Annotated in this window: 16 protein-coding genes; 8 read left to right on the top strand and 8 right to left on the bottom strand. The window is 72.2% G+C overall.

Annotated features, from left to right (window positions below; all coding sequences use genetic code 11):
- Position 1: 1 nt before the first annotated feature.
- From ACI79Q_RS07675 to ACI79Q_RS07665, 3 genes are all read right to left on the bottom strand, one after another.
- Complete coding sequence (locus ACI79Q_RS07675) at positions 2–745, bottom strand: LytR/AlgR family response regulator transcription factor (protein ID WP_456589071.1); 744 nt, start codon at positions 743–745, stop codon at positions 2–4.
- Complete coding sequence (locus tag ACI79Q_RS07670) at positions 742–1866, bottom strand: sensor histidine kinase (protein WP_456599617.1); 1125 nt, start codon at positions 1864–1866, stop codon at positions 742–744. Before ACI79Q_RS07670 ends, ACI79Q_RS07675 begins: the two co-directional genes overlap by 4 nt.
- A 181-nt stretch (positions 1867–2047) precedes the next feature.
- Positions 2048–3088: an LLM class F420-dependent oxidoreductase gene (locus tag ACI79Q_RS07665; RefSeq protein WP_456589069.1), complete on the bottom strand. Its 1041-nt coding sequence runs from the start codon at positions 3086–3088 to the stop codon at positions 2048–2050.
- 524 nt (positions 3089–3612) lie between these two features.
- Here ACI79Q_RS07665 and rpsL point away from each other — a divergent pair.
- The 4 genes from rpsL to tuf all read left to right on the top strand — a co-directional run bounded on the left by rpsL (position 3613) and on the right by tuf (position 7921).
- A complete protein-coding gene (gene rpsL, locus ACI79Q_RS07660; protein WP_012950487.1) occupies positions 3613–3987 on the top strand; it encodes a 30S ribosomal protein S12 in 375 nt (124 codons plus the stop codon).
- Positions 3987–4457 (top strand): 30S ribosomal protein S7, encoded by a 471-nt coding sequence (gene rpsG / locus ACI79Q_RS07655; RefSeq protein ID WP_456589068.1) that lies wholly within the window; start codon positions 3987–3989, stop codon positions 4455–4457. Before rpsL ends, rpsG begins: the two co-directional genes overlap by 1 nt.
- An 80-nt stretch (positions 4458–4537) precedes the next feature.
- Positions 4538–6637 (top strand): elongation factor G, encoded by a 2100-nt coding sequence (gene fusA / locus ACI79Q_RS07650; protein ID WP_456589067.1) that lies wholly within the window; start codon positions 4538–4540, stop codon positions 6635–6637.
- 90 nt (positions 6638–6727) lie between these two features.
- Positions 6728–7921, top strand: a complete 1194-nt coding sequence (tuf, locus tag ACI79Q_RS07645) for an elongation factor Tu (RefSeq protein WP_456589066.1) — start codon at positions 6728–6730, stop codon at positions 7919–7921.
- A 200-nt stretch (positions 7922–8121) separates the two neighbouring features.
- Here tuf and ACI79Q_RS07640 read toward each other — a convergent pair whose 3' ends face one another.
- The 3 genes from ACI79Q_RS07640 to ACI79Q_RS07630 are packed head-to-tail and all read right to left on the bottom strand — an operon-like array spanning position 8122 to position 11376.
- Entirely contained in the window at positions 8122–9477 is a 1356-nt protein-coding gene (locus tag ACI79Q_RS07640; RefSeq protein ID WP_456589788.1) for an ABC transporter substrate-binding protein, read from the bottom strand.
- A gap of 44 nt (positions 9478–9521) precedes the next feature.
- Positions 9522–10382, bottom strand: a complete 861-nt coding sequence (locus ACI79Q_RS07635) for a carbohydrate ABC transporter permease (RefSeq protein WP_456589789.1) — start codon at positions 10380–10382, stop codon at positions 9522–9524.
- A 19-nt stretch (positions 10383–10401) separates the two neighbouring features.
- Positions 10402–11376 carry a carbohydrate ABC transporter permease gene (locus ACI79Q_RS07630; RefSeq protein WP_456589790.1) on the bottom strand — a complete coding sequence of 325 codons (975 nt, stop codon included), beginning with the start codon at positions 11374–11376 and terminating at the stop codon, positions 10402–10404.
- A gap of 398 nt (positions 11377–11774) precedes the next feature.
- Between ACI79Q_RS07630 and ACI79Q_RS07625 the strand changes: the two genes are divergently transcribed.
- The 4 genes from ACI79Q_RS07625 to ACI79Q_RS07610 are packed head-to-tail and all read left to right on the top strand — an operon-like array spanning position 11775 to position 16062.
- On the top strand, positions 11775–12962 hold the full coding sequence (locus tag ACI79Q_RS07625; protein WP_456589791.1) for a Gfo/Idh/MocA family protein: 1188 nt from the start codon (positions 11775–11777) through the stop codon (positions 12960–12962).
- A 2-nt stretch (positions 12963–12964) separates the two neighbouring features.
- Positions 12965–13876, top strand: coding sequence for a DUF6807 domain-containing protein (locus tag ACI79Q_RS07620; RefSeq protein ID WP_456614496.1), 912 nt, complete (start codon positions 12965–12967; stop codon positions 13874–13876).
- Positions 13873–14967 carry a LacI family DNA-binding transcriptional regulator gene (locus ACI79Q_RS07615; protein WP_456589793.1) on the top strand — a complete coding sequence of 365 codons (1095 nt, stop codon included), beginning with the start codon at positions 13873–13875 and terminating at the stop codon, positions 14965–14967. The genes ACI79Q_RS07620 and ACI79Q_RS07615 overlap by 4 nt, the downstream gene beginning before the upstream one ends.
- Before the next feature lie 6 nt (positions 14968–14973).
- On the top strand, positions 14974–16062 hold the full coding sequence (locus tag ACI79Q_RS07610) for a M24 family metallopeptidase (protein WP_456589794.1): 1089 nt from the start codon (positions 14974–14976) through the stop codon (positions 16060–16062).
- Positions 16063–16136: 74 nt separating this feature from the next.
- Here the strand turns inward: ACI79Q_RS07610 and ACI79Q_RS07605 are convergent, their stop codons facing one another.
- Both ACI79Q_RS07605 and ACI79Q_RS07600 read right to left on the bottom strand, forming a co-directional pair.
- Positions 16137–17474: a pectate lyase family protein gene (locus tag ACI79Q_RS07605; protein WP_456614495.1), complete on the bottom strand. Its 1338-nt coding sequence runs from the start codon at positions 17472–17474 to the stop codon at positions 16137–16139.
- Positions 17475–17565: 91 nt separating this feature from the next.
- Positions 17566–18720: a glycerate kinase gene (locus tag ACI79Q_RS07600; protein ID WP_456614494.1), complete on the bottom strand. Its 1155-nt coding sequence runs from the start codon at positions 18718–18720 to the stop codon at positions 17566–17568.
- Positions 18721–18746: the final 26 nt, after the last annotated feature.

The raw sequence follows: 18746 nt of genomic DNA, 5'->3' as shown, positions 1-18746 counted from the left end.
CTCACCACCTCCCCGAGTGGCCCGGCCGCGCCCGGCGCACCAGGAGGTCGCGGAGCTCCCGGGTGTGCCGCCGGCTCACCCCGAGCTCCACGCCGCCGACGACCACGGTGCACCGGCCGGCGTCCATACGCACCTCGTCCACGTGCTGCAGCGCGACCAGCAGCGACCGGTGGATCCGCACGAACCCGGCGTCCTTCCAGGCCTCCTCCAAGGTGGTCAGCGGAACCCGGACCAGGTGGCCGCCCGACGCGGTGTGCAGCCTGGCGTAGTCACCCTGCGCCTCGACGTAACGGATGCTGGAGCGGGGCACGAACCTCGTCACCCCGCCGAGCTCGACGGCGATGTCGTCGTCGGCGGGCGGGGGGCCGCCCGCCCGCGCAGCGGCCACCCGGCGGACCGCCTCCGTCAGCCGGTCGTCCCGAACGGGCTTGAGGACGTAGTCGACGACGTCCAACTCGAACGCGTCGACGGCGTGGTCGTCGTGGGCGGTCACGAAGACCACCGGAGGCGGCGTCTTGAACTGGGACAGCACCCGCGCCAGGTCCAGGCCCGTGAGCCCGGGCATCCGGATGTCCAGGAAGACCCCGTCGAGGGTTCCTTCCTGGAGGATCCGCAGCGCCTCGGTGGCCGAGTCGCTGGTCACGACGGTGCCGATTCGGGGGTCCCGCTCGAGCAGCCAGCGGAGCTCGTCGAGGGCGGGGCGCTCGTCGTCGACCACCAGCACGGTCAACAGGTCGGCCGTCACGGGCGCACCCCCGGGGCGAACTTGGGCACCCGCACGCTGACCTTCGTGCCGGCTCCCGGGCCGGTCTCGACGACCAGGCCGTAGTCGTCGCCGAAGGCGGTGCGCAGCCGGGCGTCCACGTTGCCCAGCCCCACCGAGTCGACGGACGTGTCGCCGGCGAGCGCCCGTCGCACCTTCTCCGGGTCCTCCCCGATGCCGTCGTCCTCCACGGAGATCAGGCACTCGCCGCCGTTGTCCGCGGCGATGATGGTGACCGTCCCGGTACCCGGCTTGCGTTCGAGCCCGTGCCGGACGGCGTTCTCCACGAGCGGCTGGAGGCAGAGGAACGGCACGGCCGCCGGCAGCACCTCCTGGGCCACCCGCAGCGTCACCTGGAGCCGGTCGCCGAACCGGGCCTTCTCGAGCACGAGGTAGCGCTCGACCGACCGCAGCTCCTCGGCCAGCGTCGTGTACTCGCCGTGCCGGCTGAAGGAGTACCGGGTGAAGTCGGCGAACTCCAGCAGCAGCTCCCGGGCCCGCTCCGGATCGGTGCGCACGAACGACGCGATCGCGGTCAGCGAGTTGTAGATGAAGTGCGGGCTGATCTGCGCCCGCAGCGCCCGTACCTCGGCCTCCATCAGCCGGGTGCGGGAGGCGTCGAGTTCGGCGAGCTCCAGGTTCCCCGACACCCAGCGTGCGACCTCGCCGGCGGCCCGCACGAGCCGGGTGGACGCGGACGGCGTGAACGCCTGCAGGGTGCCGACCACCCGGTCGTCCACCACGAGCGGGCTGATCACGACCTGTCGCAGCCCGCACCCGGCATCGGCGCAGGAGAAGTCGGTGCGGTCCCGGACCACGGTGTTGCCCGACTCGAGCACGAAGGCGGCAAGAGCCGAGGCGTGCCGCTCGTGGTGTCCGAACCGACCGTCCCACGCGAGCATGGACACGGTGTCGGTGAGCGCGACCGCCGGCACCCCGAGCAGGTCGCGCAGATGGCGGACCGCACGTTCCGCCGAGCTCGCGGTCAGGCCCTCACGCAGCGCGGGCGCGGTGAGGGAGGCCGAGTGGAGGGTCCGGAACGTCGCCTGTTCCGCCTCCGTCCCGAGCTGGCCGGGCCGCAGCCACCGCCACGAGATGCGCATCTGTCGTCGGGGGCGCCGGTGCCGGTGCGGCGCGGCCCGTTCTCCCTTCCACCCGTCCGTGCGTGCGCTGCACGTCGCAGGTGCAGCCGGAAGCGCACCGTAGAGCGCGCGCACGTGTCCCGCCATCCCGGGCGCGTGCGACGGGCGGGGAGCCGGAGTCGCCGTCTCCTGCTGCGAACGGCTACCCGGCCAGCCGCTTCACGGTCTCGACCGTCCGCAGCCGCCCCTCCCTGCTGCCGTCGAGCGGCTGGAGCATCAGGGTGGTCACGCCGGCCTCGGCGAAGGCGGTGATCCGCTCGGCGACGTAGCCCTCCGGGCCGATCAGCGACGACGCCCGCACCAGCTCGTCGGGGACGGCGGCCGCGGCCTCGTCCTTCCTGCCGTCGAGGTAGAGGTCCTGGATGGTCCTCGCCTCGGCCTCGTAGCCGTACCGGACGGCGAGGTCGTTGTAGAAGTTCTTGCCGCGGGCGCCCATGCCGCCGATGTAGAGGGCGAGCGCCGGCTTCACGGATTCCAGCAGCCCCTCGACGTCGTCACCGACGGCGACGGGGACGCCGGTGACGACCTGCAGGTCGCCGAGCGCCGGGTCGCGCTTGGCCTTGCCGGCGGCCAGGGAGTCGCCCCACACCGACGCCGCCTTCTCGGGCACGAAGAAGATCGGCTCCCAGGCCTCCGCGATCTCGGCGGCGAGCTCGACGTTCTTCGGGCCGAGGGCGGCCAGCATCACCGGGATCCGGTCGCGGACCGGGGTGTTGATCAGCTTGAGCGGCTTGCCCAGGCCGGTGCCCTGGTCGGCCGGCAGCGGGATCGTGTACTTCTTTCCCTGGTGGTCGAGCCGGTCCCGGCGCCACACCTGGCGGCAGACCTCCACGACCTCGCGGGTGCGCTGCAGGGGCGCGTCGTAGGGCACGCCGTGCCAGCCCTCGATCACCTGGGGGCCGGAGGCGCCGAGCCCGAGGGTGAAGCGGCCGCCGGACACGAAGTCCAGGCCGGCGGCGGTCATCGCGGTCAGCGCCGGGGTGCGGCTGTAGATGGGGAAGATCGCGCTCAGCAGCTCGACCCGCTCGGTCACCGCCGCCAGGTAGCCGAGCTGGCTGACCGCGTCGAAGGTGTAGACCTCGGCCACCGCGGCCAGGTCGAGCCCCGCGGCCTCGAGATCGCGGATCTCCGCCGCCGTCTCCTGGAAACCCCCGCTGTAGCTGGCCTGGATGCCGATCCGCACGTGCACTCCTCTGTGTCGCGGCGCCACCGTTGACGTCGTCCGCACGGTATCGGTCGCGCGCCGGGGTGCGCGGTGGAGCTGTCCCCGAGGCCGGGGCGGCGGTAGTGTCCGGGCACTCCGGCTGCCACCCAGCCCCCTCCCGTCGACCTGTCGACGCATGTGAGGCACCCGGCTTTGACCGGCTCCGCGGGCACGGGTATCGTGGTCAGCCGTGCCCAGGGTGCCCTGGGCCTGCTCCCGTTCGCGGTGCGCCTGGGCGGCCCGAGATGCAGATCTCAGGGTCGCCGGGGACCGTCCTCCCGGCCCGGCCGGGGAGGGTGGCGGCGCCGAGTCGCGAGGGGCAACCGAGTTCGGTCAGACGCCGCACCGGTCCGAGGAAGGGCGACACGCCCGACCACGTGGACCGGACGTGGAACAGGGCCGGGGTCGGGGAAGTTCCGACGAGGGACCGGCACCCCAGCACCACCGCAGAGCAGAAAACAGACGAGCACCACCCCAGCGCAGGTAGGAGATCCAGGCCACCCATGCCCACGATCAACCAGCTGGTCCGCAAGGGCCGCGAGGACAAGGTCGAGAAGACCAAGACCCCGGCGCTGAAGGGTTCGCCCCAGCGTCGCGGAGTCTGCACGCGCGTGTACACGACGACGCCGAAGAAGCCGAACTCGGCGCTGCGCAAGGTCGCTCGCGTCCGCCTCACCAGTGGCATCGAGGTGACCGCCTACATCCCGGGCGTCGGTCACAACCTGCAGGAGCACTCGATGGTGCTCGTGCGCGGCGGCCGCGTGAAGGACCTGCCGGGCGTGCGCTACAAGATCATCCGTGGCTCGCTGGACACCCAGGGTGTCCGCAACCGCAAGCAGGCTCGCAGCCGTTACGGCGCGAAGAAGGAGAAGAGCTAATGCCGCGCAAGGGTCCCGCGCCGCGTCGCCCGCTCGTCGCCGACCCGGTGTACCAGTCGCCGCTGGTGACCCAGCTGGTGAACAAGGTGCTGGTCGACGGCAAGCGCTCGGTCGCCGAGTCGATCGTCTACGGCGCCCTCGAGGGCTGCCGCGCCAAGACCGACACCGACCCGGTCGTCACGCTCAAGCGGGCGCTGGACAACGTGAAGCCGGCCCTCGAGGTCCGCAGCCGCCGCGTCGGTGGTGCGACCTACCAGGTCCCGGTCGAGGTCCGCGCCTCCCGCAGCACCACCCTCGGCCTGCGCTGGCTCATCCAGTACAGCCGCGGCCGCCGCGAGAAGACGATGACCGAGCGTCTGATGAACGAGCTGCTGGACGCGAGCAACGGTCTGGGTGCGGCTGTGAAGCGGCGCGAGGACACGCACAAGATGGCCGAGTCGAACAAGGCCTTCGCGCACTACCGCTGGTAACGCACCAGCGCCCGCCGTCGGCGGGACTCCCGGGCGACCCCCGGCACCCGCACACGGACAACCAGCAAGAGGAGTAAGGAATGGCCAGCAACGAGGCCCAGCTCGCCAAGACCCGCAACATCGGGATCATGGCGCACATCGACGCCGGCAAGACCACCACGACCGAGCGCATCCTCTTCTACACCGGTATCAACTACAAGATCGGTGAGGTCCACGACGGCGCGGCCACGATGGACTGGATGGAGCAGGAGCAGGAGCGCGGCATCACCATCACGTCCGCCGCGACGAAGTGCTCCTGGAACGGCTACGACATCAACATCATCGACACCCCCGGGCACGTCGACTTCACCGTCGAGGTGGAACGGTCGCTGCGGGTGCTCGACGGTGCCGTCGCCGTCTACGACGGTGTCGCCGGCGTCGAGCCGCAGACCGAGCAGGTCTGGCGGCAGGCAGAGAAGTACGGCGTCCCGCGCATGTGCTTCGTCAACAAGCTCGACCGGACCGGCGCCGACTTCTTCCGGTGCGTGGACATGATGGTGGAGCGCCTCGGGGCGAACCCGCTGGTGCTGCAGCTGCCGATCGGGGCCGAGGCCGACTTCATCGGCGTCGTCGACCTGGTGCAGATGCGGGCGCTCACCTGGCGCGGCGAGACCAAGATGGGCGAGGACTACGCGGTCGAGGAGATCCCCGCGGAGCTCGCCGACCAAGCCGCCGAGTACCGCGAGAAGCTGCTCGAGAACATCGCGGACTTCGACGACTCGCTCATGGAGTCCTACCTCGGGGGCGAGGAGATCTCGGTCGACCGCCTCAAGGCCGCCATCCGCAAGGCGACCATCGCCGCGCAGGTGAACCCGGTGCTCACCGGTACCGCCTTCAAGAACAAGGGCGTGCAGCCCCTGCTCGACGCGGTCACGGACTACCTGCCCAGCCCGCTGGACGTCGAGGCGATCGTCGGTACCGCCATGGACGGCGAGACCGAGGTGCTCCGGCACGCCGACGAGGACGAGCCGTTCTCGGCGCTGGCCTTCAAGATCCAGACCGACCAGCACCTGGGCAAGCTGACCTACATCCGCGTGTACTCGGGTCGCCTCGACTCCGGCTCCCCGGTGCTCAACAGCACCAAGGACCGCAAGGAGCGGGTCGGCAAGATCTACCAGATGCACGCGAACAAGCGCGAGGAGCGCGAGGGCGTGGGCGCCGGCCAGATCGTGGCGGTCAACGGCCTGAAGCAGACGACGACGGGTGACACCCTCTGCGACCCGCAGAAGCCGGTGATCCTCGAGTCGATGACCTTCCCGGCGCCGGTCATCTCGGTCGCCATCGAGCCGAAGACCAAGAGCGACCAGGAGAAGCTGGGCACGGCGATCCAGAAGCTCGCCGAGGAGGACCCGACCTTCCAGGTCAAGCTCGACGAGGAGACCGGTCAGACCGTCATCTCCGGCATGGGCGAGCTCCACCTGGAGATCCTCGTCGACCGCATGCGGCGCGAGTTCAACGTCGAGGCCAACGTCGGCAAGCCGCAGGTCGCCTACCGCGAGACGATCCGCAAGGCGGTCGAGCGGTACGACTACACCCACAAGAAGCAGACGGGTGGCTCCGGGCAGTTCGCGAAGGTGCAGATCGCCATCGAGCCGCTGCCCATGGGTGCCGACTCCGCGACCTACGAGTTCGAGAACAAGGTCACCGGCGGTCGCGTCCCCAAGGAGTACATCCCGTCGGTGGACCAGGGCATGCAGGACGCCATGCAGTACGGCGTCCTCGCCGGCTACCCGATGGTGGGCGTCAAGGCGAGCCTCCTCGACGGCCAGTACCACGAGGTCGACTCCTCGGAGATGGCCTTCAAGATCGCCGGCTCGATCGCCTTCAAGGAGGCGGCGCGCAAGGCCGACCCGGCCCTGCTCGAGCCGCTGATGGCGGTCGAGGTCACGACGCCCGAGGAGAACATGGGCGACGTGATCGGCGACCTCAACTCCCGCCGCGGGCTCATCCAGGCGATGGAGGAGCGCTCCGGCGCCCGCGTCGTCCGGGCACTGGTCCCGCTGTCGGAGATGTTCGGCTACGTGGGCGACCTGCGCAGCCGCACCCAGGGACGGGCGAGCTACTCGATGGTGTTCGACTCGTACGCCGAGGTCCCGGCCAACGTCGCCAAGGAGATCATCGCCAAGGCGACCGGCGAGTAACCGGGATGCGGGCGACCGCCCGCGAGCTCCGGAGCACAGCCCCCACCCCAGAGCACGCACCACCTGCGTAACCACGAGGAGAGGAACCCAGTGGCCAAGGCCAAGTTCGAGCGGACCAAGCCGCACGTCAACATCGGCACCATCGGGCACATCGACCACGGGAAGACGACGCTGACCGCGGCGATCACCAAGGTCCTGCACGACAAGTACCCGGACCTCAACGAGGCCTCCGCCTTCGACATGATCGACAAGGCGCCCGAGGAGAAGGCTCGCGGCATCACGATCTCGATCGCGCACGTCGAGTACCAGACGGAGAACCGGCACTACGCGCACGTCGACTGCCCCGGGCACGCCGACTACATCAAGAACATGATCACCGGTGCCGCGCAGATGGACGGCGCGATCCTGGTCGTGGCCGCCACCGACGGCCCGATGCCGCAGACCAAGGAGCACGTCCTCCTGGCCCGCCAGGTCGGCGTCCCCTACATCGTCGTGGCGCTCAACAAGGCCGACATGGTCGACGACGAGGAGATCCTCGAGCTCGTCGAGCTCGAGGTCCGCGAGCTGCTCAGCGAGTACGAGTTCCCGGGCGACGACGTCCCCGTGGTCCGCGTCTCCGCGCTGAAGGCCCTCGAGGGCGACGCCGAGTGGGGCAACAAGCTCATGGAGCTCATGGACGCCGTCGACTCGGCGATCCCCGAGCCGGAGCGTGAGATCGACAAGCCGTTCCTCATGCCCGTCGAGGACGTCTTCACGATCACCGGTCGTGGCACCGTCGTCACCGGTCGCGTCGAGCGTGGCATCGTCAAGGTCTCCGAGGAGATCGAGATCGTCGGTATCCGCGAGGGTTCGACGAAGACGACCGTCACCGGCGTCGAGATGTTCCGCAAGCTGCTCGACCAGGGTCAGGCCGGCGACAACGTGGGTCTGCTCCTCCGTGGCATCAAGCGCGAGGACGTCGAGCGCGGCCAGGTCGTCGTGAAGCCCGGCTCGATCACCCCGCACACCAACTTCGAGGGCTCGGTCTACATCCTCTCGAAGGACGAGGGTGGCCGTCACACGCCGTTCTTCAACAACTACCGTCCCCAGTTCTACTTCCGGACGACGGACGTGACCGGCGTCGTGACCCTGCCCGCCGGGACCGAGATGGTCATGCCCGGCGACAACACCGAGATGACGGTGGAGCTGATCCAGCCCATCGCCATGGAGGAGGGTCTGCGGTTCGCCATCCGCGAGGGTGGCCGCACCGTGGGCGCCGGCCGCGTCACCAAGATCCTCAAGTAACACCCTGACGGGGGGGGGGGGGGGGGGGGGGGGGGGGGGCGCGCCGGGGGGGGGGGGGGGGGGGGGGGGGGGCGGGGTGTGGGTGGGGGTGGTGTGGGGGGGGGGGGGGGGGGGGCGGGGGGGGGGGGGGGGGGGGGGGGGGGGGGGGGGGGGGGGGGGCGCGCCCCCCCCCCCCCCCCCCCCCCCCCCCCGGCCGGTGATCAGGCGATCGCCGCCTCGACCTCGGACATGAACCGCTCGGCGGCGTCCTCCACCGAGATCTGGTCGAACAGGATCTGCTCGGTGTAGCGCTGCAGGATCGCCTGCACCTCACCCGCGCCCTGCGGGGGCAGCGCCGGCGGCTCCTGCAGGTCGGGGGTGATCTCCTCGACGAACGCGATGGCGGCCTGGCCCGGCGCGTCCAGGGACGGAGCGATCTGCTCGCGCAGCTCGGTGTTCACCGGCAGCCCGCGGTCGGCCTTGATGATCTCGACCGCCTCCTCGGAGTTGATCAGCCAGTCGAGGAACATCGCGGCCTCCTGCGGGCTCTCGCAGTCGCTGCTGATCGCCCAGAACATGGCCGGCTTGAGGTACATCCCCGTCTCGCCGTCCCCCGCCTCGGTGGGGAACCGCATCAGCTGGAGCTCGCGGCCGGCTCCGGCGGTCAGCGCCGGCAGCTCGTTGGTCCACCAGAACCCGGAGGCCCCGCGGCCGGTGGCGACCAGCGCCTGGTCGACCCCGCCGTTGAAGACCTCGACCGTGGTGGAGGGCGGTGGCTCGGCGCCGGACTCCGACGCCTGCTTCTCGATGTTCCACCACTCGGCCAGCGTCTCGGCGGTGAAGCCGATCTCGCCGTTCTCGTCGAACAGCGCCTCGCCCTGCTCACGCGCGTAGATCTCGAAGTTGGTGTCGCCGCCGTTGAGGCCCATGGCCTGCATGCCGTACACCTGACCGCCCGTCGCCTCCGTGACCTGGGCGGCGGTCTCGACCATCTCCTCCCACGTCCAGGACTCGCCGTCGGGGATCTCCACCCCGGCGGTGGCGTAGGCCTGCGGGTCCACGACCACGGAGAAGGCGTTCACACCGGTGGGGATCGCGTAGGTGGCGTCGTCCACCATGCCGGTCTCGGCGACGTTCTCGTCGAGGTTGCCGGTGTCGATCGTGCCGTCCTCGATGTACGGCGTCAGGTCCAGCAGTGCGTTGCGGTCGGCGTACTCACGCACGTACCGGGTGTCCTGCTGCATGACGCAGGGCGCCTGGCCGCCGGCGGTGTTGGTGGCCAGCCTGTCCCAGTAGTCGGCGAACCCGGTGAAGTCGCCCTCGATGGTGACGCCTTCGTTCTGCGACTCGTAGAGGTCGATCAGCTCCTGCGTGGCGGCGTGCCGGGTGTCGCTCCCCCACCACGACATCCGCATCGTGACCGGCCCGTCCTCGCGGGTGGTGCCGCCGTCAGCGGCCGCGCCGCCGCCGTCGCCACCGCACGCAGCGGTGGTCAGCAGCAGCCCGAGGACGCCGCCGGTCACGCCGAGGCGGGTGGGCCAGGACGCCCGCATCCCGAATCTCTGGATCGTGTGCACGTTCCTTACCTCCTTGTAAGTGCTGTCACGTGTGCTGGGGGGTGTCACTTGAGCCCCGTGGTGGCGATGCCTCGGACGAGATAGCGCTGGCCCGCGAGGAAGAAGCCGAAGACCGGCGCCAGGGCGACGATCGACATGGCGAAGACAGGGCCCCACGGCGTCTGGCTCGTCGCGTCGACGAACGTCCGCAGGGCGACCGGGACCGTGTACATCTCGGGGTCGGTCAGGAAGATCAGCTGGCTGAAGAAGTCGTTCCAGGTCCAGATGAAGGTGAAGATCGCCGTGGTCGCCAGGGCCGGCACCGACAGCGGGATCACGATCCGCCAGAAGATCGCCCAGTGGCCGCAGCCGTCGATCCGCGCGGCCTCGTCCAGCTCGGTCGGGATGCCCCGGATGAACTGCACCATCAGGAAGATGAAGAATCCGTCGGTGGCCAGCAGCTTCGGCACGATCAACGGCCAGAACGTGTTGATCCAGTCCAGCTCGGAGAAGAGGATGTACTGCGGGACGATCACCACGTGGATCGGCAGCATCATCGTGCCGAGCATGATCGCGAACCAGACCTTCTTGAACCGGAAGTCGAGCCGGGCGAACGCGTAGGCCGCCAGGGAGCAGGCCAGCAGGTTCCCGATGATCGAACCGGCGACGATGATCAGCGAGTTCCAGATGTAGTGGCCGAAGTCCCGGGGCAGCGCCGTCCAGCCCTCGGGGTAGTTCTGCGCGGTGACGCGCTCGGGGATCAGCCCCGTCTGGCTGAAGATGTCCTCGGTGAACTTGAACGAGCTCGAGAGCATCCACAGCAGCGGGTAGAGCATGAGCAGCGCGCCCAGGATGAGGACGGTGTGCGCCAGCCAGCGCGGCCGCTGCTTCTTCCGACGGTCGGGCAGCTTCTCCGTGGCAGCCACAGGGGGGGCCACGGTCAGGTCAGTCGCCATAGAACACCCAGTACTTCGATGCGAGGAAGTTGATCGCGGTCAGCCCACCGACGATGAGCAGGAGGAACCAGGCGAGCGCGGACGCGTAGCCCATGTCGAAGTTCCCGAAGCCGCGCTGGTAGAGGTAGAGCGTGTAGAACAGCGTCGAGTCGGCCGGGCCACCGGTGCCGCCGCTGACGATGAACGCCTGCGTGAAGGTCTGGAACGCGTTGATCGTCTGCAGCACGAGGTTGAAGAAGATGATCGGCGAGAGCAGCGGCAGGGTGACCTGGAAGAACTGCCGGACCTTCCCCGCGCCGTCCAGGGACGCCGCCTCGTAGTACATCGTCGGGATCTGCCGCAGGCCGGCCAGGAAGATGACCATCGGGGCACCGAACGTCCAGACGTTCAGGACGATCAGCGTGCCGAGGGCGTAGTCGGGGTCGGAGACCCAGCCGGGCGGGTTGTCGAACCCGACGAACCGGAGCACCTGGTTGAGCAGGCCGTCGGAGCCGAAGATCTGCCGCCACAGGATGGCGATCGCGACGCTCCCGCCGATCAGCGACGGCAGGTAGTAGATGGACCGGTACAGCGCGAGGCCGCGCAGGCCGCGGTCGAGGATCATCGCCAGGAACAGCGCGAACGCCAGCTGCAGCGGCACCGAGACGACGACGTAGGTGAACGTGACCTTGAGCGACTGGTAGAAGCGCGGGTCGTCGAACATCCGCTCGAAGTTGGCCAGCCCGACCCACTCCGGCGAGCCGATGAGGCTGTAGTCGGTGAAGGACAGGTAGGCCGACGCCAGGATGGGGCCGGCGGTGATGAACAGCAGGCCGGCGAACCACGGTGCGAGGAACAGGTAGGGCACCAGCCGGCCGGACTGCCTGCTGCGCCGCCGCTTTCCGGGCGACGACGCGTTGCGCCCCCCGGGGGGAGCCTCGTCGTGCGGGCGTGCACGCGACGAGACGTCGAGCGTGGACGACACGGGCTCTCACCTCTCTGCAGAGCTCGGCGGACGGGTTCGCCCGGTGGACGGAGTGCAGTGCATCACACTTGGTAAGCGCTTTCTAGAGCCTTCCGCGACGACCTGCTTCCGCCACGAGCCGGCGGCTGCACCCCCCGCGAGGAGCTGTGCGGTGAGTCACAGTGTGGCAAGCGCTTTCTAACGAACCGCCGAAACCATGTCAATGGGTCGATCCGGCGCAGATCACCGCGCGCGCTTCCCGCACCGCGCTGACCTGCGTATTTGTCTCCACAAGGAGCCGGGGGGCCGCAGCCATGGGGGCGCGTCGTCGGCAACCCCTTTCCAGCGCAGGTGACCGTCGCTACGCTCGGCAGCGCTGCGGCCCACCGGGCGACCGCACTGGGTGGAACGGGGGAACGGTGTCGGAGACGTCCGGGCCGGCCGGCCGCGTGGTCCTCGTCGGAGCCCACGGCCACGGGCGCTGGCACCTGCAGAACCTCCGTCGCCTGAGCGCCTCCAGCGGGATCCGGCTGGTCGGGATCTGCGACCCCCGGCCGCTCGACGACGAGCTGGCCGAGCTGGCCGGTGACGTGCCGGTGTCCCCGGCCCTGGATGACCTGCTCACCCGCGTGGCCCCCGACGTCACGATCATCTGCACCCCGATCCACACCCACACGGACCTGTCGCTGACCGCGGCCAGGGCCGGCAGCCACGTGCTGCTGGAGAAGCCGCCGGCGCCCACCATGGCGGACTTCGAGCGCCTGGTCGCCGGCATCGAGGCGACCGGCATGGCCTGCCAGGTCGGTTTCCAGAGCCTGGGCTCGGCGGCCATCGGGCGGGTGCGCTCGCTCGTGGCCGAGGGGGCGATCGGCTCGCTCCGGGGCGTGGGCGGCGCCTGCGCCTGGGTCCGGGACGCCTCCTACTACGACCGGGCCCCCTGGGCCGGCCGGCGCACCGTCGACGGGGTCCCGGTGGTGGACGGCGCCCTGACCAACCCGTTCGCCCACGCCGTCGCCACCGCGCTGGCGCTCACCGGGGCGACCGGCCCCGGCTCGCTGGCCGCCATCGAGGTGGAGCTCTACCGGGCGAACCCGATCGAGGCCGACGACACCTCCTGCCTGCGGGTGCGGACCGCCGACGGCGTGACCATCGTCATCGCGGCCACGCTGGCCGCCGAGCGCCCCCGCGACCCCCAGCTGGTGGTCCACGGCTCGGCCGGCCGGATCACGCTGTCCTACAAGACCGGCACGGTGCGGCTGCAGGCCGGCGAGGTGGACGAGACGACGACGCACCCGAGCACCGACCTGCTGGAGAACCTGCTGGCGCACATCGCCGACCGCAGCGTTCCGCTCCTCGTGCCGCCGGCGCAGACCCACTCCTTCATGCGCATCGTCGAGGCGGTCCGCTGCGCGCCGGACCCGATCGAGATCCCGGCCCACCACCGGCGGAGCGAGGGCGCGGGCCCGGCCCGCCACCAGGTCGTGCCCGGGATCGACCAACTGGTCGACGACGCCGCCGAGCAGCTGCGGCTGTTCTCCGAGCTCGACGCGCCGTGGGCCCGGCCCGGCACGCGCACCGGTCTGCCGACCGGCGCGGCGGGAGCCTGACGATGGCGCTCAAGGGAGTCCACCAGGGCCACGTCCCGGAGCACCCGGTGCCGGCGGGCAGGACGCTCGCCACGCTGCGGGTCGGCGACGTCGTCGTCGCCACCTACTGCGACGGCGCCGACCTGCCGGCGGTCCTGGCCCCCCGGCCGTTCCTGCACCCGGTGACCACGTTGTCCGGCCGCCCGGTGACCGACGCCCAGCCCGAGGACCACCGGTGGCACCTGGGCGTCTCGGTGACCCTGCAGGACGTCGGGGGGGCCAACATCTGGGGCGGTCGGACGTACCTGGCCGGGGAGGGGTACACGTGGCGGGCCGACCACGGCCGGCAGGTGCACACCGGCTGGCGCTCCCGGGACGCCACGGGGTTCACCGAGACCCTCGAGTGGCGCGGGCCCCGCGGCGAGGTCCTGCTCACCGAGGAGCGCACCCTCCGGGCAGGCGCGGCCGACCTGCCGGGCGGGTGGACCCTCGACCTCTCCACCCGCCTGCGCAACGCGACGGGTGCGCAGCTGCAGCTGGGCAGCCCGGCCACCCACGGACGGTCCGGGGCCGGGTACGGCGGGCTGTTCTGGCGGCTGCCCACCGCGCCGGACGCGCGGGTCACCACCGCGGACGCCGAAGGGGAGGATGCCGTGCACGGCGCGGTGGCGCCCTGGGTGGCGTACTCCGCCGGCGGTCCGGATCCTGTGACGGTGGCGCTGGCCGGGCTCGATGACCAGGCACGGGCAGACCCGTGGTTCGTCCGGGTCGCCGACTACCCGGGCCTGGGCTCGCAACTGGCCGCCGAGCGGCCGGTGCTGCTCGCCCCCGGCGAGGAGACCACCCGGAGCTTCCGCGCCCTGATCGCCGACGGGACGCCCGGGCCCGACGGCATCACCCGCGCGCTGACCGCCGCCGCCGAGGACGGGCCGTGACCACCCCGCCGCAGGAACCCGCCCGCCGCAAGCCGGGTCCGGGCGCCGCCGGGCCCGACGGTGCCCGGCGGGCCGGTCCGGTCCTGCTCGCCGAGGTCGCCGCCCAGGCCGGCGTCTCGCTGGCCACCGCCTCGCGGGTGCTCAGCGGCAGCCGCTCGGTGGGCGAGCCGCACCGCGGACGGGTGCTGGCCGCCGCCCGCGAGCTGCAGTACACGCCGAATGCACAGGCGCAGGCCGTGGCCCGCGGGGCGAGCAACGTCGTCGGGCTGATCATCCACGACGTCCTCGACCCGTACTTCTCCAGCATCGCCCGGGGTGTCATGCGGCACGTCGAGGAGCGGGAGCTGGTCGTCCTGCTGGCCAGCACGCACAGCGACCTCCAGCGCGAGCTGGAGTTCGTGGCCACCATGCGTTCGCACCGCTCGCGCGCGCTGATCATCTGCGGCAGCCGCACCACGGACCGGGCCCACAACGAACGGCTGGCCAAGGAGCTCGACGGCTACACGGCCGCCGGTGGCCGCGCCGCGGTCATCAGCCAGAACCGGCTGGGAACGCACGCGGTCGTGCCGCAGAACCGCGCCGGCGCGCGGAAGCTGGCCCGGGAGCTGTGCCGCCTCGGGCACCGGGAGTTCGCCGTGCTCGCCGGGCCGACGGGCCTGCTGGCGTCCCGCGACCGGGTCGCCGGGTTCCGCGACGGGCTGGCCGACGAGGGGGTTCCCCCCGGGAACATGCAGGTGCTGCACGGGGCCTTCACGCACGAGGGCGGCGAGGAGATGGTCACCCGGCTGGTAGAGGACGGGCTCCGGGCCAGCTGCATCTTCGCCGTCAACGACGTGATGGCGCTCGGTGCGCTCTCGGGTCTGCGGAAAGCGGGGGTCGACGTGCCCGGTGACGTCTCGCTGGCCGGCTTCGACGACATCCCCACCCTGCGCGACGTCGTCCCGGCGCTCACCTCGGTGCGGCTCCCGCTGGAGGAGATGGGGGTCCAGGCCGCCCAGCTCGCTCTCGACGCCGAACCGGACGCCGAGCCGCGCAGCGTGAAGGTCCACGCCGAGGTGGTGCTGCGCGACAGCACCCGCCGGCTGCGCTGAGGCGACGTGTCCCCGGACCCGGCCGCACCGTCGGCCGCCGATCGCGGCGTCAAGCGCGAGCGGGTCCTGCGCCTGCTCCGCGACGCCGGGCGCGAGCGCCTCGTGCTGACCAGCGTCGGTGCGCTGGCCTGGTACCTCGACGGCGCCCGGCCGGCCGTCCGCCTCTCCGCGGAACGCGGCGTCCTCGCGGTCGTCGTGGACGCCGACGGGGACGCCGTGATCGTGCCCGGGAACGAGGTGGACCGGCTCCGCGCCGAGGAGCTGCCCGCGGCGGTCGACGTCCGGGTGACCGACTGGTGGGCCCCGCTGCTGGGGCCCGAGCTCGCGCCGGGCGCACCGGGAGTCCTGCACGAGGACGAGCCGGCGGCCGCCGAGGGGCTCCGGGCGGCCCGGGCGGCGCTGCTGCCGGCCGAGCGGGAGCGGTACCGGGCGCTGGGCCGGGACGCCGCGGAGGCGCTCACCACGGCCGCGTTGCGGCTGCACCCGCGGATGCCCGAGCGGGAGGCGGCCGCGCTGCTCGCCGGCGAGCTCGTCGCCCGGGGCGCCGATCCGGTGGTCGTGCTGGTCGCCGGGGAGGATCGGCTGCCCTTCCGCCACGCGCTGCCCACCGCCGGGCCGCTGGGCCACCGGGTGATGCTCGTCGTCTGCGCCCGGCGCCACGGGCTGATCGCCAACGCCACCCGGTGGGTCCGCCTGGGCGGGCCGGGCCGGGAGGACGCCGGCGCGGCCGCCCGCATCCGGGAGGTCGAGACGGCCTTCCTCGCCGCGACGGTCCCCGGCCGCACGGTGGGCGACGCCCTGGCCGCCGGCATCGCCGCGTACGCCGCCGCCGGGTTCCGCGCCGACGAGTGGACCCGGCACCACCAGGGCGGGCCGACGGGCTACTGGGGGCGCGACCCGGTCGCCACGCCCGGCAGCCGCGTCCCGGTGGTCCTCCACCAGGCGTTCGCCTGGAACCCGTCGGCCCCCGGGGTCAAGGCCGAGGACACGGTGCTGCTGGGCCCCGACGGCCTCGAGGTGCTGACCACCGACGGGGTGTGGCCGCAGACGCCCGATGCGCTCGGGCTGCCGCGCCCCGACGTCCTCGTGCGCTGACCGCCCGGGAGCCCGCGAGGGCGCCGTCCCCCCGGCATGGCCGGGGGGACGGCGCCCTCACCTCGGGACGGCGCTCAGCGGAGCTCGCCGCTGCCGGCCCCGGCCCGCACCAGCCCGGGCACGGCGGACGTCGGGTCGAGGCGCTCGACGAAGGCCGGCGTCCAGCTCACCGTGGTCGGGATGTCCGGGTCGTGGGCGGCGTTGTAGGCCTCGACCAGGCTCACCCGGCCGTTCCCGCCCCCGCGGACGAGGGTGCCGGACTCCGCGAGCCCGGCGTCGGTGAGCCGGTCACCGCGCCAGTCCTCGACGATGTCGGCGCGGTCGATCGCCGGGTGCAGGAGGAAGGCGTTGTTCTCCGCGATGATCTCGGCCTCGACCCCGACCCCCCACGTGTAGCTGTAGTACTCGGGGTTGGTGACGACGTACAGGTTGTTGTAGACGTGCACGTCGCCGTACCGCACCCGCGGTGCCCGCTGGCCGATGTCCTGCCAGAGGTTGTGGTGGAAGGTGACCCGGAGCGTGCCGCGGTCGCTGGTCCGGCTGTTCGAGGAGCCGATCAGGTTGGTCTTGTCGTGGTCGAGGAACTCGTTCCACGAGACGGTGACCAGGTCGGCGCCGTTGGTGATGTCCAGCAGCCCGTCGTGCACCTCGAAGCGTGCGCCGTGGACGGTGGGCAGCGACTCCGGGGGGTTGCGCCCGTCGTCGAAGGTGTTGTGGTCGACCCAGACGTGGGTGGACTCGGCGATCCACAGGTTGTCGTAGTCGGCGTTCCAGGCCCCGGCGTCGCCGTCGGTCGGGTCCCAGGCGGTGAAGCAGTCGTAGGCGTCGGACAGCCGCAGGTTGCGGATGATCACGTTGTCGGAGCCCCGGACCGTGAGCGCCGCCCCGACGATCCCGGCGTCCCGGCCGACGCCCACGATGGTGACGTTCGAGCCGACGTACTGGCGGATCTGGGCGTTCTGCACGGCTGCCGACGCCGCCCGGGCGTCCTCGAGCGGGCCGGCGGGCTCGGTCTCGGTCCCCCACACCTCCGGCGCGTAGGCGTCGATGTAGTCCTGCATGTCGAAGCCCTCGACCTCGTAGGCGGCGCAGTCGACAGCGCCGTCGGGTGTGCGCAGGTTCGCGTCGAGCACCCCGTGCACGTAGACGATGCGCGGGGTCGTGTCGCCGCGTGCGGCGTCGCCCCCGAGCGCCGCGCGGAACTCCTCCCAGGTGTCGACGTGGAAGACGTGGTCGGCGCTCGCGGCCCGGCCCCCCGTCGTGCCGCCCTCGGCCGCGGCCCAGCCGTCCTGCGGGCCGAGCGCCTCCCGGCCCAGATCGCCGCCGCGCGCGAAGGCCGCGCCGGTCGGGAGGAGTGTGACGAGCAGTGCTCCGGCGGCTCCGGCGACCACCGCGCGATGGAACGGACGCATGCGGGACTCCCTCGGGAAATCGCTTTCTGTGGCGTGCGCCACACTAGGTAAAGCGCTTTCCCGGTGTCAACGGTCGTCCGCGCGGCGTGCGTCAGCCCTGCGCGGCACCGGATCGGGACGCCGCCCACTCCGCCACCGCGGCGGCGGTGGTGGCGCGCAGCAGCTCTGCCGCCCGGCGGAGCGCGTCGTCCACGCCCTCCGCCCGGGCCGCCAGGGCGTGCGCCGCCCGGATTCCGGCGACCCGCAGCAGGTCGGGCGGGGCGCTCACCTGACCCGCGACCGCCACCACGTCCGCCCCGTGCTGCCGGGCCAGGCGGGCGACCCCCAGCGGCGCCTTGCCGGCCAGGCTCTGCTCGTCCAGGTGCCCTTCGCCGATGAGCACCAGGTCTGCCCCGCGGACGACGGCCGGGAGGTCGAGCAGCTCCAGCAGCAGGTCGATGCCCGACGCCGCCCGGGCCCCGAGGAACGCCATCCCGCCGACGCCCAGCCCCCCGGCGGCGCCGGCGCCGGGCCGGGCGGCGAGATCGCCGCCGCGCATCGCCGCCAGCCGGTCCCCGTAGACGGCCAGGGCGGCATCGAGCTCGGCCACGGTCGCCGGGTCGGCCCCCTTCTGCGGTGCGAACACCGCGGCAGCGCCTGCCGGACCGGTGAGCGGGTTGTCCACGTCGCAGGCGAGCACGGCGTCCACCTCGCGCAGGCGGTGGTCGAGCCCGGCGGTGTCCACGGTTCCCAGCTCCGCCAGCGCCGCCCCTCCCGGGGGGAGCTCCCGCCCGGACGCGTCGAGCATCCGGGCGCCGAGGGCGACGGCCATGCCGGCCCCGCCGTCGGTGGTCGCGCTGCCGCCGAGCCCCAGCACGAACCTGCGGTAGCCCAGGTCCAGGCCCGCGGTGATCAGCTGCCCCACGCCGTACGTCGTCGCCGTGCGGGCGGTGGCCGGTCCGGGCTGCGGCACGTGCCGCAGCCCGCACGCCTGCGCCGTCTCGACGTAGACCGTGTCGCCGATGATCGCCAGGTCCGCGTCGACCTCTCCGCCCACCGGGCCGGTGACCCTGCGGCGGACCAGCCGCGCCCCGGCCCGGCGCAGGACGTCGACGGTCCCGTCGCCACCGTCGGCCACCGGGACGGCGACGACCCGGCAGTCCGGTAGCGCGTCCCGGCAGCCGGCAGCCATGGCGTCCGCCGCCGCGGCGGCGGTCAGGCTGCCCTTGAACTTGTCGGGGGCGACGACGATCGAGACCTGGGTCACGCACCGAAGGCTAAGGCAACCGCTTT

The organism is Blastococcus sp. SYSU DS0828 (assembly GCF_054050975.1).
The sequence above is the reverse complement of the archived record's forward strand: the minus strand, read 5'-3'. Positions and strand labels throughout refer to the sequence as shown.

Coding starts and splice junctions, on each gene's coding strand:
- fusA (WP_456589067.1), top strand. CDS start 4,538: ATGGCCAGCAACGAGGCCCAGCTCGCCAAGACCCGCAACATCGGGATC.
- ACI79Q_RS07605 (WP_456614495.1), bottom strand. CDS start 17,474: ATGCGTCCGTTCCATCGCGCGGTGGTCGCCGGAGCCGCCGGAGCACTG.
- ACI79Q_RS07670 (WP_456599617.1), bottom strand. CDS start 1,866: ATGCGCATCTCGTGGCGGTGGCTGCGGCCCGGCCAGCTCGGGACGGAG.
- ACI79Q_RS07620 (WP_456614496.1), top strand. CDS start 12,965: ATGGCGCTCAAGGGAGTCCACCAGGGCCACGTCCCGGAGCACCCGGTG.
- rpsL (WP_012950487.1), top strand. CDS start 3,613: ATGCCCACGATCAACCAGCTGGTCCGCAAGGGCCGCGAGGACAAGGTC.
- rpsG (WP_456589068.1), top strand. CDS start 3,987: ATGCCGCGCAAGGGTCCCGCGCCGCGTCGCCCGCTCGTCGCCGACCCG.